The organism is Evansella vedderi (assembly GCF_030813435.1).
GTDB lineage: Bacteria > Bacillota > Bacilli > Bacillales > Salisediminibacteriaceae > Evansella > Evansella vedderi.
The window spans coordinates 17600-33677 of sequence record NZ_JAUSUG010000006.1; the positions used below are offsets into that span (position 1 = coordinate 17600).

Genomic DNA, 16078 nt, shown 5'->3' on the forward strand with positions numbered 1-16078 from the left:
TAAAAGTGGATCAGATCATTCATTAGAAAAGGAAGGGATTACACAAAAAAGAGTGTAGGATCAAGATCAAGTCCTACACTCTTTCTCTTTAAAAGCCACTTTACTTAAAGTACTGGATAACACCCTCTAAAATTCCTACTGCGGCAAGTTGTCTGTATTTGCTTTGGCGAAGCTTTGCTGCATCCCCAGCGTGATCCATAAATCCGACCTCTAATAAAGCACTTGGAATTTTTGTTTCCCTAATGACATGGTAATTACCTTCTACAACCCTACGATAGTTTGTACCTATGTTTTTCACTACACTAGTTTGCAGGGCGTTAGCTAATCGAATACTTCTAGTCCTTTCGTGTCTACCATGCCAAAAGGTTTCTGTTCCACGAGCAGTTCCATTAAATGAATTAGCATGGACGCTGATAAAAATTTCGGCATCAGAATTGTTAGCCATTTGTGCTCGATTTGGTAACGATACGAAAACATCCGTTTCTCTTGTCATGATTACTTTTGCACCGGCATCTTCTAATAATTTCTGAGCACGCTTAGAAATGTCAAGAACGAGATCCTTCTCAACCATTCCATTTGCTATAGCACCTGGGTCACTGCCACCATGGCCAGGGTCTAACATGATTGTTCTTCCAGCTAAGGGGCCTTGTGGAACACCTAATACGGAATGAAGAGACCGAAAAACATTAGCATTTATAGCTAATTCTCCACCTAATATAAATACATCCTTATAGTTTGCGTTTTTTAAATGATTACTTGTGACAGACCGGATGTTATTTCCTACAAAAACGACGGTTGCTCCTTGTTTAACGGCAAGGGCTCCTCCTGATAGACCGTCCGGAAATCGGTTGGAAGTAGTAACAAATGTTTTATCTGTTCTAAGGTTAAATCGGTTGATTATTTCAATGTTGGTATGGAATAACGTTGCTCCATGAATTCTTTCTGTCTTTGTAGGGATCTTTTTATACACCTTTTCACTAATAACGAGTTCTCCACCAATGACATACGTTTTATCCACCTGTAAGTCACTCAAGGCGTTTACGGTTTGAGCAGGTAAAGAGTCTCTGCGAGTTAGTAAAATGGGAATTCCTTCAGATCCTGCATAGGAGGCGATAGATAAGGCATCCTCAAAACGGTCGGATGTCACAATAATGGCCTTCTCTGATCCATTTGGAGCGATCCTCTCGGAAATTAGTTGTGCAGTTTCAAACATATTTGCCCCTGCAATTCTCTCAACGTTTACTCCAAGTTGTTTTATTTCCTTTTCAACTCGATCTTCAATGGCTAAATGTCCGCCCAAAATAATAACATTTTTTGCACGTAAACGCTGAATTTCCTGCCTAGTGAAGGGGTCTAACCGGTTGCTTCTAGACAATAGTAACGGGGCATCATATTTTGACGATAGTGGAACCCCCGCAAGAGCATCGGAAAATCTATCTCCCCTTGCTATAATGACCGTTTCCGATCGATTCCAACCAGTGGACGAAATTAATGCAGAAGTTTCATATAAATTTGCTCCGTCAATCCTTGAAATGGATGGTATATTAGAATTTGCGTAACTATTAGGTGCAAAGTATGTAAGGCTCAGCATTAAAGTGAAAATGAAAAAAGGGAAAAAATATACTTTTGTATTTGGCATATAGTGTCGGAATACCTCCTTTTTTGCAAAAATATGGGTTATAAGGCTATTATACTATTTCTATTTGTTTTTTAAAGATGTTTACTAGATTTGTAATAATAAATTACAAAAAAAAATAAACCCTTGACACCAAAATGGCACAAGGGTTTATATTTATATCGTTTGTGAAACTTTTTCTTGTTGTTTTGATTTTTCCAAGTCATATATTTTTGCCACTAAATTTGCACTTGAATGGCCGTTCGAATAGTGATTCCACTGATCAGAGAAACGTTTTATCTTCTCCAAATCAAACTGGTTGTGCTGAATGAACGCAATGATATCATTGGTGTCTTTTGCAATGGGTCCTGGCATATTATTTCCGTAATCTTCCCAAAATCCACGTAACTTTTCATAGTTTTCAAGATCATAAGCAAAGAATATCATTGGCTTATGGAGTAGCGAAAATTCAAATGGGATAGAGGAATAGTCAGAAATTAAAATATCCGTTACTAATAATAAATGATTGATATTTTCATAGTCGGAGACATCATAGACAAAGTTTTCTACGGAATGATCGATAGTTGTTTTAACAGCAGGATGAAGTCTTAAAAGCAGGACGTATTCATCACTAAAAGCTTTATACATCTGTACAAGATCTAAAGCCAAAGTTGGCGATTCCAATTCGTTATCGCGATAAGTAGGAGCGTAGAGTAGTACCTTTTTATCCTTTATAGATGGATACTTTGACTCTAATACACCCTTAACCTTGTCCTTTTCAGAGTGATCATAAAAGAAATCCGTTCTTGGAATTCCAGTGGGAAGCATATTTTCTTCCTTTAATCCAAAGCTTTCACGGAAAATAGGGGTCATCTTTTCTGAACCAATAACGACAGAGGTGAACCTGCTGTACACTTTTTTAAACCGCTTTTTGGCACGATCTGAACGTTGCGCAATAGAAGGATCCTTTAATCCGAATTGTTTAATGGCACCAGCTGCATGCCACAGTTGAATACATTTCACATCCGGTTTAAAGTCCGTTACAGATAAAAATCCAAAGTAATTATCAACGAAAACTACTTTGGATGTGGCTAAATGATAAATAGATTGTATAAACTGCGATACATTCATAGATTCAAAGGACTTTATGGTGACCTCTTTATGGTCATCAAAATTAATTTTACAATTTGCCCCTTTAAGAACAATGATTTGTTGATCGGTTTGTGACTTTATTTCCTCTAAAACATACAAAGCATTGTCCCCAAAAGAGGTTACAAAGACTGTTTTTTCTTTGGCAGGTAAAAGGTTAAAGATCGTAAAGATTATCCTGAAAATAAATAGGTAGCTAGATATAGCTAGTTCCCTAACCATTTTTTACTTTTAATAAATCCTTTTTAATTTTAGTAGTAGAAATACCAACTGTACGTGGTAAATAGACTACTTCACAATATTCCTTAAGAAAATCAAATTTTCCTTCCCAGTCGTCACCCATAACGAAAATGTCAATTTCGTTATCAATAACGTCCTGGATTTTTTGTTCCCAAGTATTTTCAGGAATAACTTTATCTACATAACGAATGGCTTCTAAAATAAATTTTCTATTTTCATAGCTGTGATAGGCTTTTTTATTTTTAATAGCGTTAAATTCGTCTGTTGAAATGGCAACCGTTAAATGATCTCCTAAGTCTTTCGCGCGTTTTAGGATATTTATATGGCCATTGTGGAGTAAATCAAAAGTTCCGTAAGTGATTACTTTTTTCATTGTTTCTCCCTCCAAGATACTGCAATAATTTTTATATTATATTAGAGTGAATGGTAGTTAACAATAAATTTACATTCACTTAACATTGTATTCGTATTCCCAAGTAAATTCAAGTGGGCAGTTTTATACAAAATGGGAAAATTAATCAAATTGTAAAGATTGTTACCTACAATTAATATGACGATACAATTTCAGTATAGTTTCAGTTTTTAATAAAATTTTCCAATGCAAGTATCCCAAAATGAATTACTCCACTATCTTTTCTATTTCCTCATAAACCGATGGGCTGATGGCCAGTTCGCCCCCAAGGACTCTCAAATGATGGTAACGGGTGGACAATAAGTGCGCTCTTGTGACGTCCCTTACGTTGTCCCCAACTAATATGACACCGCTGTTATCCTTAGCTGCTAGCGCTGCTCCAGATAAACCATCTTGAAAACGGTGAGAGGTTGCAATAAATGCTTTATTGAAATTAGGGTTAAAATAATTCAGAACTTCAATATTGGTATCGTATCGAGTTAATCCTGCAATCCTCTTAGGGTTAGGGAGCTTTTCAAATACTTCATGAGAAATGGCCAGTTCCCCACCAATGACGAGTGTCTCTTTCACACCTAACTCCTTTAATGCTCTCTCTGTGGCTATGGGCAAGGAGGAAGTATTGGCTAATAAGATAGGGATCTGTTCTACTCCAGCAAAGGAAGCAACGGAAAGGGCATCTTGAAATCTTGAATCACTAACGATAATGGCAACATCAGACCCTTTTGGTGCTACTTCTTGAGAAATAAGTTCCGCCGTTACATGTAAATTCGCTCCAGCAACCCTACGTACTTCTATATTTAATTGTTCTTTAATGCTTTTTTCCACCGTAGGATCAACAGCTAAGTGCCCACCTAGAATGATGACTTTATTCGCTCCAAGTCGCTCTAACTCTTTTTTCGTAAAAGGATCTAGTCGATTATTTCGAGTTAGGATGAGGGGAGCATCATACTTTTTAGCTAAAGGAACTCCTGCCAAAGCATCTGAAAAGCGATCCCCACGAGCGAGGATAACAACCTCTGATTGATCCCAACCTTCTTGACTAATCAAGGCGGAAGTTTCATATAAGTTAACGCCACCAATTCGAGAGAGCTGTGGTACCTCTTTCCCAGTGTAGGTCACTAAGCCATACCCGTATAAACGATCCCTTCCAGGTGTACCTAAATCCATGACATATTTCTGTAAAACCTCACGGAGCTGTCCGTTGGTTTTCGTTGGATACTTTTCCTTTAATAAGGCTAAAAATCCCGTTACATGAGGCGCTGCAAAGGACGTTCCACTTGCCATTGCCAGTTCTCCATTTAAATAGGTACTTAGAATATCGACTCCTGGAGCTGTAAACTCCACTTCATCACCAGTGGACGAAAAGGAAGCACGCTTTAACTCTTGGTCTATTGCAGAGACGGCAATGACACTGTCAAACTTTGCGGGATAATAAACGTTATTTCCGGAACCATCTTCTTTCCCGCTGTTTCCAGCTGCTGCAACAATTAAAATTCCAAGTTCATAAGCATGATCCAGTATTTCCTTTAGGACATACGATTCTGTCTCTGTGCCAAAACTAAGGTTGATGATGTTCATGTTATTAGCAATAGACCAATCAATCGCTGTCAAAATACTAGAAAGTGTCCCGGTTCCATCCTGATCAAGGGCTTTGACGGCATACAAGCTTGTCCCAGGTGCAACACCGAAAATCTCATTTGCACCGACGGTACCGGCAACATGCGTTCCATGACCATTATCATCCTTCCAAGAATCTGTGTAGGAAAGGGTGGATACGCCCCCTGCTACAGTCAAATGTGGATGGGCACTAATTCCCGTATCGATAATAGCAACTTTTATGTCCTTACCTATGTAACCTTCTTCCCACGCAGCAGTGGGATTTACTACTTCCAAATTCCATTGTGTTTCTATCGGTTCTGGTAAACTCCCCGTATTAGTAAAACCAATATTGACGGATGGTGAAAAGTGATAGGTAACATTGGAAAGCTGGACGGGACTGTTATCTTCTACTGCTACGATATTTTCGTTATTTACTAAATAATCTAATTTATCCTCTTCAATGGTTATAGAAGCAGCAGAAATCGCTTGGAAACGGTGAAGAATTTCCTCAGCGTGAAGATGAATGAATTCTTTACCAAGCTCATTTTCATAAATAACGATTACTTCCTTTAAAGGGCTACTCTTTTCCGCAAAGGAAAAGGGTGGAAGTGAAAGGAAAACAGTAATAAAAATCATAAAACCAATAAATCTAGGGTGCATTTTATCTCTCCTCATATGGACAATCCATGACAAAATAAATTCAATAGATTCATTATATAAAAACGCAGTCTAGGATTCTATAGAATAGTAGAAGATTAGAGTAATATTTTAATAGAAATCAACCCATTCCCTTGTGCCGTTGGGAGAAACTTTATATTGACATATTCTTATGATAAAATACATGGGAATGTAGGATAAGGAGGGTTTTTGTTGAAAAGTGTAAGTATAGTTACACCGGTCAAAGAAAATGACAGAGCATTTATTACTGATTTATATACTATATTGCGAAATCAGATGTTAACCAATTTCGAATGGATTATTATAACGGACGGAAACTTCACTCTCCCGATAAACCATACAGATGAATTGTCTATAAAGGTAATGGAAAATGAGTTAGAACCAGGGGTTGCTGGGGCAAGGAACACTGGGATAAACCATGCCACAAAGGATTATGTTTATTTCTTAGATAGTGACGATATCATTACGGAACATACCTTATTTTGCTTAGGGGAAACAGCATCGATAGAAGAGGTGGATATTGTTATTGGTCAGTTGAAAAGACAAAACAAAAAGCTCACCATACCGGATAGCTATAATGCGATGTTTACGAGGTTATTGAAGGACCGGCATGTGAACGCTTCAGAAGCAAAGACAAAGCATTTACGGTCATCTTCTTTAAATATGTTGTTTCGAAGAGAGCTCCTTATGGAAAACGATATTCGGTTTGACAGCAGCTTAAAATTATTTTCGGATATGCCTTTTAATTTTGCTGCTTTTGATAAAGCGGATAAGATTCTATATGACCAGGATGCCTTCTATTTAAAAACAGTTAGAAATGAGTTTGATGAAAACCCATCCCTTCAACAAGAGTTGCAGCAGGAAATTATCTATTACTATCCATTGGCAAATAAGCAAGCGAGAAATGGGTTGGAACAAGATAAATTCCTAACCATATTAGATAACAGGCTGATCAAGGCCTATTATTACACGTACGTGCGTGAAATCTATTCTAATGATAAGGATAAAAAATATATTCTTGAGCGCTGGAGCGATGCTTTACATCAATTAAGTGAGGACTCCCTTTCCAATAAGAAAAGATATGCAGCAATGGAAATAAGGGCCCTTGCTTCTGGTAAAGTGACAAAAGCAAGAAATTTAGCTAAATTTAGGATCCTTGTGAATAACGTGAAGGAGTTTAAACAAAAGAAGCCAGCACAACGGAAGGTATTTATTTATCAAAAACTTTTAACAAAACTCCCTATCAAGAAAAACCTCATTCTATATGAAAGTTTCTCAGGAAAGAGTTTTTCTGACAGCCCAAAATACATTTATCGTTATATAAATACTAACTATGGAAGCAAATATAAAAATGTTTGGGTCTTTGAAAACAGTAGAACGGATCTTACTGAAATCAAAGATCAAGTAAAACGGTTGAGTTTGAAACATATCTATTATTTAGCTAGGGCTGAATTTCTTGTATGTAATGCGAGGCAGCCAGTGTGGTTTGAGAAAAGAGAGGAACAAACTTATCTGCAAACGTGGCATGGGACTCCCTTAAAGAAGCTTGGAATGGATATTGAAGAAGTGCATATGCCTGGCACAACAACGGAAAAATACAAAGCGAATTTCACCAATGAAGCAAGTCAGTGGGACTATTTAGTCTCACCGAATAACTATTCTTCGGAAATATTTAGAAGGGCATTTTTATTTCATAATGAACTATTAGAATACGGTTATCCAAGAAACGATATTTTAAATTCCCCCGACAAAGAGGTTTACGGGGAGAAAATAAAAGAAAAGCTTGGAATTCCTAAAGGGAAAAAAGTGGTACTCTACGCCCCAACGTGGAGAGATGATGAGTTTTATGGAAAGGGCCAATATAAATTCCAATTGAAGCTCGATTTAAAGCGAATAAATAAAGAGCTTGGAGATGATTACTATTTTATTCTTCGCACCCATTATTTAATCGCTGATAAGCTAGATGTAGAAGGGGTAGAGGATTTTGTATACAACGGCTCCAATTACGATGATATAGCCGAGTTATATTTAATCTCTGATATTCTAATCACAGACTATTCATCGGTCTTCTTTGATTATGCAAATTTAAAACGTCCGATCTTATTTTATGCCTACGATTTAGACAAGTACAAAGATACTTTAAGAGGATTCTATTTAAATCATGAAACAGAATGGCCAGGGCCAATACTAAAGACGAATGATGAGGTCATCCAGACACTTAAGGATATAGATAAAGAATACGGACCTTATTTCGAAAGATTAAATCATTTCCATGATGAATTTTGTGAATGGGATGATGGTCATGCAGCCAAAAATTGTGCGGAGGAAGTCATAATAGGGAAATCCAAGGAGTAAAAGAAGATAGAAAAAGCAGCAGACAAAAGGTGTCTGCTGCTTTTTCCTATATTTATAAGCGTATCTACTTATCTATATCCTTATTCATCATCATTGTCATCGGCTTTTGCCACGGAGGTACTGTCCGCGTCTAAGCCAAGGTGAGCACGTAATTGGTTAGAAACGTCTAGTCTTTCCTCTTCTGGTACAAATAAGTACCAAATACCGTTTTGCCTACCTCCACCTCTTCCAGAGAATTCAAGCGTGGTAGCGTTTTTTCGAGCAGTGTGGTAGTTTTGGGTTATTTGCATGATGTCACTGAACTCTAGATTAGTTGTAATGTTATTTTCCAATGAAGATAATATTTCTCCTGTCCTTGTGACACTAGAAACTTGTGCACCTTCCTCAATAATAGCTGATACGATTTGACGTTGCCTGTCATTACGTCCCAGGTCGCCTCTCGAATCGCTTTTACGCATACGAGCATAGGCAAGTGCTTGGTCTCCATTTAGGAAGATTTCCCCTTCTTCAAAGCGATGACCACTTTGTCTAAAGGCAAAATCGTTATTTACGGTTACTCCACCAAGGGCATCAACAATATCTTTAAATCCTGCCATATTAACAGTGGCAAAATAATCAATAGGTATATTTAAATAATTTTCGACAGTTCGAATGGCCATGTCTGGTCCACCAAAGGCATAAGCATGGTTGATTTTATCGTGGGTGCCTCTTCCCACAATTTCCGTATACGTATCTCGAGGGATACTTACCATTTTCATGGATTCTTCATTAGGATTAACGGTAATCACCATTAACGTGTCCGTTCTTCCCCTCTCTGTTCCGTCCGTATCTACTCCCATCAATAGAAAGGATAGGGGATCTTTTTGGGATATATCCACGACAATTTCCCGTTTCTCTGACTTTTCCCTCTCGATGGTTACGTGCATGGTACGAACGGTATCTTCCACGTTCTTATATATATAGAAGCCATAAGCCCCAATCGCCAGCATTACAGTGAAGAAGGAAAGGCCAATGGTAATGAATACTTTTTTCTTTGTCATTTTCTAATTGCCCCTTTTAAAATAAATGAAATATAGTTGGTGTTAGAGCGCGTTCAAAAGTGTGTTGCAGCTGCGCGCTTACTAGGTGAAACCACTTCTAGTAAGCCTAAAAGAAAAGCAGCGACTACGCCAATTGCTTAAAGTCTGTTGAAAAAGCTCAGAAACAAAGCTTTTACAGCTTTTTCAACAGACTCTATGAGTATAGTTTCTTTCCAGTATACAAGCAATCTAATATTTCAACAAATTTCTACTTAATTTGAAGAATGTGGCAAAACTATAGCAGTATTTACAAATTATTGAAAAGGAAAAATAGCCTTTTAATTAAAGAACATTCATTTCCAAAATATATAAATTTCCGTCAAATATTTACTTATTCTATAAAATATCTTATGATTATTAGCGTGTATAAATAACAAAATGACTTTTAGTGGTTGTTATATAAATTTGAGTTGGTGGGGGAGAGGGAATTGGGGATTGAAGATTTTAAAAAAATAATGATAGAAATTAAAGACTATAGCGAAAAGGAACCGGAAGTAGATACGGAGAAAATCCTTTCTTATATTCAAGAAAAACTGTCCCGGCAATTTGACATAAAGGAAGATTGAGGTCAAAACGACGGTAAAGTTATTAGGAGCCTAATAAAATGAAATTATTTGATAAACTGCCGAAATCTATTAAAAAGTCGATACGGTATATCAATCAGGATGTAACTTCATTAGATAAGTTACTTCAAATAGAAAAAGAGCTTAATAAGCATATACAAAAACGCAAAAAACAACTTGATGGTGAAAGTAGTATATGATTACTTTTTATTTATTTAATCTATTAACGATAAGTGATAGATAATTTTTTTGTTCGCATTTAGATCGTAGTTTATAAAAGAATATAGTTAGCTTGGATACGCTGCAGGCGTAATGTCACCGTCCTGGTTCCCCGCGGGCAACGCTGGAGTCGCCGCCTTCCACTTCTCCAAGCGTATAAAAAAAATAACAAAGTTTGCAAAAAACAACATTTTTCATTTTGTTAAAACTGACTGAATGAAAAATGCTTTTACCAAATTAAACTATTCTAATAGTATATATTCCAATTTTCGTCATTATATTTACTTTTTCTGCAAAATGGTCTAGGATATATAAGGTAAAATGACATGAACGTTTAACAGGAGGATATGATGGAAGAGACAATTAGCTTAAGGGAAATCTTTGATACTTTGAAAAAAAGATTAAGTTTAATCATTATCATTTCGGTAGCTGCTGTTGCGATAGCGGGGCTTATATCTTATTACTTGCTAACACCTATGTACCAAGCATCCACACAAATACTCGTTAACCAATCGAAGGAAGAGGGGCAAGCTTTAACGCAGGGTGACCTTCGAACGAACATTGAGTTAATTAACACATATAACGTTATCATTACATCCCCAAGAATACTAGAACCAGTAAAAGAGGAGTTACAATTAACTCGTTCTGTAGGAGCAATACGAAATCAAATCCGTGTAGGTAGTCAAAATAACTCCCAGGTCGTTTATATTCAAGTAGAAGACAGTGATCCAGCTATGGCGGTACAAATTGCCAACACAGTCGCTACTGTATTTCAACGGGATATTGTTGAGATTATGAATGTGGACAATGTATCCATTCTTTCTGCGGCGGAGTTATCCGATAATCCATCTCCAGTAAGCCCTAACCCAACATTAAACATGGCAATTGCCCTAGTTGTGGGCTTAATGGCGGGAGTGGGATTAGCCTTCTTACTTGAATTCTTAGACAGAACCCTCAAGACGGAGGAACAGTTGGAGAAGACGTTGGGGATTCCAGTACTAGGCACAATATCTTCCATCAGTGATAAGAATGTAGAAGTGAAGAAGCTTACATTTACTAGACGGAATAGAACAGGACGTGAGAATATTGAGGCGTAACAAACGAAAATCACAACTATCAGATAAACAAAGAAGTTTAATTACCTATTTTGATCCGAAGTCACCGATCTCTGAGCAGTTTCGTACGTTACGAACAAACATTCAATTTGCATCGGTAGATAAGACCCTTCGAACAATTATGGTGACTTCCTCCGCACCGGGGGAAGGTAAATCTACAACATTAGCGAATCTTGGGATTGTTCTTGCCCAGCAGCAAAAACGGGTTTTAATAATAGATGGTGATATGCGAAAGCCTACCGTACATTTCACGTTTCAATTACCGAATACAAGTGGTTTAACGAATGTTATAACAAAGCAACAATCCTTTGAGGATGCTGTTTACGAAACATCCGTACCATTTTTGGAAGTCCTAACGTCCGGTCCCGTTCCACCCAACCCAAGTGAATTATTAGGGTCGAGAGCAATGGGGGAATTCATTAAAGAAATGGAAAAAATTTACGATTATATACTATTTGATGCTCCTCCAGTAGCTCTTGTCACCGACCCACAAATATTATCGAAGCACTGTGACGGAGTGATTTTGGTAGTCCGAAGTGGTAAAACAGAGGAAGATATAGCGAAAAGAGCAGTCGAGTCGTTAAAGAAAGTGAATGCAAATATTATTGGGGCTGTTTTAAATGATAAGAAGTTAGAAGAAACAAGCTATTATTATTACTACGGCGAAAAATAGAAATATAGATTTTTGTAAAATATAGTTAATTGGACTCCCGAAATAGTTGAGGGTATGGTATAATAGTATGCATTGTGTGTAGTGCTTTTATACTAGATGAGGGAAGGGGCATTCTTAATGATTGATCTTCATTGTCATATTTTGCCGAAGTTAGATGATGGGGCACAATCGCTGGAGGATGCTCTTGCTATGGCTGAGAAGGCTGTGGAAGAGGGGATCACAACGATTGTTGCAACTCCGCATCACCAAAATGGAAACTATGAGAATACTAAACTTGATATTATGAATGAAGTGATTGGATTAAATAGATTATTAGAGAAATATCATATTGACCTAGAGGTTTTACCTGGACAGGAATGCCGACTTTATGGGGAACTTATGGAGGATTACTATAAAGGAGAAATATTGACTTTAGCTAATAGTAACTATATTTTTGTGGAATTTCCTTCTGGTTATGTTCCTCGATTTGCAAAGCAAATGTTTTACGAGATTCAATTGAGTGGACTCATTCCGGTCATTGTCCATCCTGAACGTAATCAACAATTAATGGAGGAACCGGAACGTCTATACGAATTTGTTAAAAATGGGGCACTTACGCAAGTTACTGCCGGCAGTGTGGTGGGGAAGTTCGGAAAGAAGATTAAATCCTTCACAGAAGAAATGATGGGAGCTAACTTAACACACTTTATTGCATCAGATGCACATAACATAACAAGCCGTAACTATCACATGACCGAAGCTTATGACACGATTCAACAGGAATATGGTGAAGGGATGGTTTATTTTTATAAAGAGAACGCCCAATTAGTTATTGAAAACGGACATGTTATGACTGAAATACCAGAGAAGATACAACGGCGAAAAAAGATATTTGGACTATTTTAGATTGTTGCACAAGTCAATAACAAGAGCTTTGGCATCGTCCAAAGCTTGGTTTATGTCATTATTTAAAGCGAACTTTAAATAATGACATAAACCATAGGTGATGTCTCCTAGCCTTTATCGATGGAGATACTCGGCTGCGCTGTGGGAACTTTGTTCCTTAGGCATCTATTGCCATTGGTGCAGTGTGAGGATAGGTTAAATGCCTACTACATATTTTGTCGACTTCATTCGACAAAATATAGTTTAGATTTATTTTAGCACTAAATTGCTGAAATGACTAGTATGAAAGCTATTACATTTTAAAATTATATAAAATATAGTTAACTTTTGTATAGCCTAAAATAATAAAAATGAAGAAAAGTGTCGAATAGTATCATATGGCATTTAGATAAAGAGGTTCAATATACCTATTAATATCAGGACTTTCATGACATCGACACATAAAAGTTTAGGCAAGTGGATGGATCAATGTTGGCAATGGTACGCTTGCCGCTCGCCTTTTATGAAAAACCGCATAAAAGGCTTAAAAAACTGCGGCAGCTTTGCACATTGCTTAGCAAACTCAAAAGGAAAAGCATCTTTAGAGCTTGCTCCTTTTGCTTAAGCTTTTATAGTATTTTACGTTAAGGATAATAAATTTATGGGGGAGATCGAATGAAAAAGGTAAAAAAGGCTATCATTCCTGCTGCTGGTCTGGGGACGCGCTTCTTACCAGCGACGAAGGCGATGCCGAAGGAAATGCTGCCAATCGTAGATAAGCCGACAATCCAATATATCGTGGAGGAAGCGGTTCAGTCTGGTATTGAAGACATTATTATTGTAACTGGTAAAGGGAAGAGGGCGATTGAAGATCACTTTGACCATGCCTTTGAATTAGAACAGAACTTATTCCAAAAGGGAAAAACAGATTTACTAGAGAAGGTTCAGTATTCTTCTAAAATGGTAGATATTCATTATATTCGACAAAAGGAACCGAAGGGACTTGGACATGCTGTATGGTGTGCCCGTAAGTTCATTGGGGATGAGCCATTTGCCGTATTACTTGGGGATGACATTGTAGAAGGGGACAAGCCATGCCTTAAGCAATTAATCGATCAATTTGAGGAAACATACTCTTCTGTGATTGGGGTACAAACAGTGCCAGAGGAAGAAACCCATCGATACGGTATTGTAGATCCAATCGAAAAGAATGGAAGAAGATATAGCGTAAATCAATTTGTGGAGAAGCCGCAACAAGGAACAGCACCTTCTAATCTAGCGATTATGGGTAGATATATTCTTACTCCAGAAATCTTCATGTACTTAGATAAGCAAGAAAAAGGTGCTGGGGGAGAAGTACAGTTAACAGACGCTATCCAAAAGCTCAATGAAATCCAACGGGTATTTGCTTACGACTTTGAAGGAACGCGTTACGATGTGGGAGAAAAAATGGGGTTTGTAAAAACAACCATTGAATTTGCCTTAAAGAATGAAGAACTACAATCTGATTTAATTCACTATTTAGAAGGACTTCTAGAAGAAGTAAAAGTAAAATAAAATTCATCAAACTCTATACTAGCTTTCCTATACAAGGGAAGCTAGTTGTACTTTGAAAGGAGGACAAGCCTTGAGTTACCGGATGCGTTTAGGGTTATTAATGTCTGCTGATTCATTTATTGTCATATTTTCTATTTTTATAGGGTATTGGCTATTAGCTTCTACGGACTTAATCGTCCCACTTGTTATCATTGTAAGCTCCGTAAGCTTATTTATCAGTCATCATATTTTTGCTCATTTCTTTAAGCTGTATAAACGAGTGTGGCAGTATGCTAGTATCCAAGAATTATCGGCAATCTTTCAAGCTATCACGTTATCTATCGTTACAACTGGTCTCGTACAGTTAATTGCTTTCCAGGGAATTTATACGCGGACATTAATCATTACGTGGATGCTGCATATCCTATTGATTGGGGCATCCCGTTTTGCATGGCGATTGTATCGAGACACTGTTTTTAAGGTGGATAAATCGAAAAAACGCACGTTAATTATTGGTGCAGGTTCAGGTGGATCCATGGTTGCCAGACAATTATTAAACAGCTCCACATCAGAACTTCACCCTGTAGCCTTTATTGATGATGACTTTACGAAACAACAATTGGAAATAATGGGGTGCCCTGTAGTAGGTGGGACAGAGGATATTGCATCTGTCGTAAAAGAAAAAGACATTGAACACATCATTGTTGCCATTCCATCCCTTACGAAGACAGAGTTGAACCATATATTTAAGGAGTCTTCCAAAACAAAGGTTAAAACACAAATCATGCCTTCTGTAGAAGATATTATGTCTGGAAAGGTTTCCGTTAATGAAATGCGTGATGTACAGGTAGAGGACCTTCTTGGGAGAGATCCAGTTGAGTTAGATACACATTCCATCTCAGAAAAGTTAACTGGCAAAACTGTATTAGTTACTGGTGCTGGTGGTTCCATCGGTTCAGAGGTTTGCCGTCAAGTTAGTAGCTTTCACCCGAAAAAGTTAATCCTTTTAGGGCACGGTGAAAATAGTATCTATTCGATTGAATATGAGTTAAGAACGAAATTTCCTCACATCGAAGTGGAACCGGAAATTGCCGATGTACAGGATTTAGAGAGAATGAAGTCCGTAATGGAAGCGTACAAGCCAGATGTTGTCTATCATGCAGCTGCCCATAAACATGTTCCATTAATGGAACGAAACCCACATGAATCGGTAAAGAACAATGTCATTGGTACAAAGAATGTGGCAGAAGCAGCAGACCAAGCTGGAGTAAAAGTTTTTGTAATGATTTCTACAGATAAGGCAGTAAACCCAACGAGTGTTATGGGAGCAACAAAACGAATTGCAGAGATGATTATCCAGCACATGGATATGATAAGCAAAACTAAGTTTGTAGCCGTTCGTTTTGGAAATGTTCTTGGTAGTCGAGGAAGTGTTATTCCATTATTTAAAAAGCAAATTGCTGCTGGAGGCCCGGTAACAGTAACTCATTCGGAAATGGAAAGGTATTTCATGACCATACCGGAAGCATCTAGACTTGTATTACAAGCAGGAGCTCTTGCCAAAGGTGGAGAAATCTTTGTCCTTGATATGGGGGAGCCCGTTAAGATAGTAGACTTGGCGAAAAACTTGATTCGACTTTCCGGATTTACGGAAGAAGAAATTGAAATCAAGTTCTCTGGAATGCGACCAGGGGAGAAATTATTTGAAGAGTTGCTGGGGAAAGATGAAGTGCATGAAGAACAGATTTATCCGCAGATTTATAGGGGGAAGACACCACCTGTTAACGTGGATGTTATTTTTGATCTTATCAATGCGTTTGAGGGTGCAAGTGTAGAGCAATTACGTGCTGAAGTATTGGATATTGCGCACTTTAGAGTAGAGAGATTGTTGAAGGTGGTTAGTAGTTAAAATAGGCTAATGATTATTTCTGGTTGGTTAGATACAATTGTGGCGGGCATTTGATTTCATGTTATGGATTTG

General features: G+C 37.6%; 13 protein-coding genes. 8 read left to right on the forward strand and 5 right to left on the reverse strand.

Annotation, left to right across the window (positions count from 1 at the left end):
• Positions 1–100: 100 nt before the first annotated feature.
• The 4 genes from J2S74_RS08890 to J2S74_RS08905 form a co-directional block, all read right to left on the reverse strand.
• Complete coding sequence (locus tag J2S74_RS08890) at positions 101–1639, reverse strand: N-acetylmuramoyl-L-alanine amidase (protein WP_307324428.1); 1539 nt, start codon at positions 1637–1639, stop codon at positions 101–103.
• 153 nt (positions 1640–1792) lie between these two features.
• Complete coding sequence (locus tag J2S74_RS08895; RefSeq protein WP_307324430.1) at positions 1793–2986, reverse strand: CDP-glycerol glycerophosphotransferase family protein; 1194 nt, start codon at positions 2984–2986, stop codon at positions 1793–1795.
• Positions 2979–3377 (reverse strand): glycerol-3-phosphate cytidylyltransferase, encoded by a 399-nt coding sequence (tagD, locus tag J2S74_RS08900; protein WP_307324433.1) that lies wholly within the window; start codon positions 3375–3377, stop codon positions 2979–2981. The genes J2S74_RS08895 and tagD overlap by 8 nt, the downstream gene beginning before the upstream one ends.
• Before the next feature lie 246 nt (positions 3378–3623).
• Positions 3624–5690, reverse strand: a complete 2067-nt coding sequence (locus tag J2S74_RS08905) for a S8 family serine peptidase (RefSeq protein ID WP_307324435.1) — start codon at positions 5688–5690, stop codon at positions 3624–3626.
• A 195-nt stretch (positions 5691–5885) separates the two neighbouring features.
• Between J2S74_RS08905 and J2S74_RS08910 the strand changes: the two genes are divergently transcribed.
• Positions 5886–8048 (forward strand): bifunctional glycosyltransferase/CDP-glycerol:glycerophosphate glycerophosphotransferase, encoded by a 2163-nt coding sequence (locus J2S74_RS08910; RefSeq protein WP_307324436.1) that lies wholly within the window; start codon positions 5886–5888, stop codon positions 8046–8048.
• Positions 8049–8128: 80 nt separating this feature from the next.
• On the opposite strand, the gene J2S74_RS08915 is transcribed toward J2S74_RS08910, so the two are convergent.
• Entirely contained in the window at positions 8129–9088 is a 960-nt protein-coding gene (locus tag J2S74_RS08915) for an LCP family glycopolymer transferase (RefSeq protein ID WP_307324438.1), read from the reverse strand.
• A gap of 467 nt (positions 9089–9555) precedes the next feature.
• Here J2S74_RS08915 and J2S74_RS08920 point away from each other — a divergent pair, with 467 nt between their 5' ends.
• From J2S74_RS08920 to J2S74_RS08950, 7 genes are all read left to right on the forward strand, one after another.
• A complete protein-coding gene (locus tag J2S74_RS08920) occupies positions 9556–9693 on the forward strand; it encodes a hypothetical protein (RefSeq protein WP_307324442.1) in 138 nt (45 codons plus the stop codon).
• Between the two features lie 38 nt (positions 9694–9731).
• Entirely contained in the window at positions 9732–9890 is a 159-nt protein-coding gene (locus J2S74_RS08925) for a LytR family transcriptional regulator (protein WP_307324444.1), read from the forward strand.
• 369 nt (positions 9891–10259) lie between these two features.
• The gene (locus J2S74_RS08930) at positions 10260–11006 is read left to right on the forward strand and encodes a YveK family protein (protein ID WP_307324446.1); all 747 of its coding nucleotides are present in this window, start codon (positions 10260–10262) and stop codon (positions 11004–11006) included.
• Entirely contained in the window at positions 10987–11697 is a 711-nt protein-coding gene (locus J2S74_RS08935) for a CpsD/CapB family tyrosine-protein kinase (RefSeq protein WP_370875993.1), read from the forward strand. Before J2S74_RS08930 ends, J2S74_RS08935 begins: the two co-directional genes overlap by 20 nt.
• Positions 11698–11814: 117 nt before the next feature.
• On the forward strand, positions 11815–12582 hold the full coding sequence (locus tag J2S74_RS08940; protein ID WP_307324449.1) for a tyrosine-protein phosphatase: 768 nt from the start codon (positions 11815–11817) through the stop codon (positions 12580–12582).
• Positions 12583–13236: 654 nt separating this feature from the next.
• Positions 13237–14118, forward strand: a complete 882-nt coding sequence (galU, locus tag J2S74_RS08945) for a UTP--glucose-1-phosphate uridylyltransferase GalU (protein WP_307324452.1) — start codon at positions 13237–13239, stop codon at positions 14116–14118.
• 70 nt (positions 14119–14188) lie between these two features.
• Positions 14189–16006 carry a polysaccharide biosynthesis protein gene (locus J2S74_RS08950; protein WP_307324455.1) on the forward strand — a complete coding sequence of 606 codons (1818 nt, stop codon included), beginning with the start codon at positions 14189–14191 and terminating at the stop codon, positions 16004–16006.
• The last annotated feature ends 72 nt before the right edge of the window (positions 16007–16078 follow it).

Coding starts and splice junctions, on each gene's coding strand:
- J2S74_RS08890 (WP_307324428.1), bottom strand. CDS start 1,639: ATGCCAAATACAAAAGTATATTTTTTCCCTTTTTTCATTTTCACTTTA.
- J2S74_RS08895 (WP_307324430.1), bottom strand. CDS start 2,986: ATGGTTAGGGAACTAGCTATATCTAGCTACCTATTTATTTTCAGGATA.
- tagD (WP_307324433.1), bottom strand. CDS start 3,377: ATGAAAAAAGTAATCACTTACGGAACTTTTGATTTACTCCACAATGGC.
- J2S74_RS08905 (WP_307324435.1), bottom strand. CDS start 5,690: ATGAGGAGAGATAAAATGCACCCTAGATTTATTGGTTTTATGATTTTT.
- J2S74_RS08915 (WP_307324438.1), bottom strand. CDS start 9,088: ATGACAAAGAAAAAAGTATTCATTACCATTGGCCTTTCCTTCTTCACT.
- J2S74_RS08925 (WP_307324444.1), top strand. CDS start 9,732: ATGAAATTATTTGATAAACTGCCGAAATCTATTAAAAAGTCGATACGG.
- J2S74_RS08930 (WP_307324446.1), top strand. CDS start 10,260: ATGGAAGAGACAATTAGCTTAAGGGAAATCTTTGATACTTTGAAAAAA.
- J2S74_RS08940 (WP_307324449.1), top strand. CDS start 11,815: ATGATTGATCTTCATTGTCATATTTTGCCGAAGTTAGATGATGGGGCA.
- galU (WP_307324452.1), top strand. CDS start 13,237: ATGAAAAAGGTAAAAAAGGCTATCATTCCTGCTGCTGGTCTGGGGACG.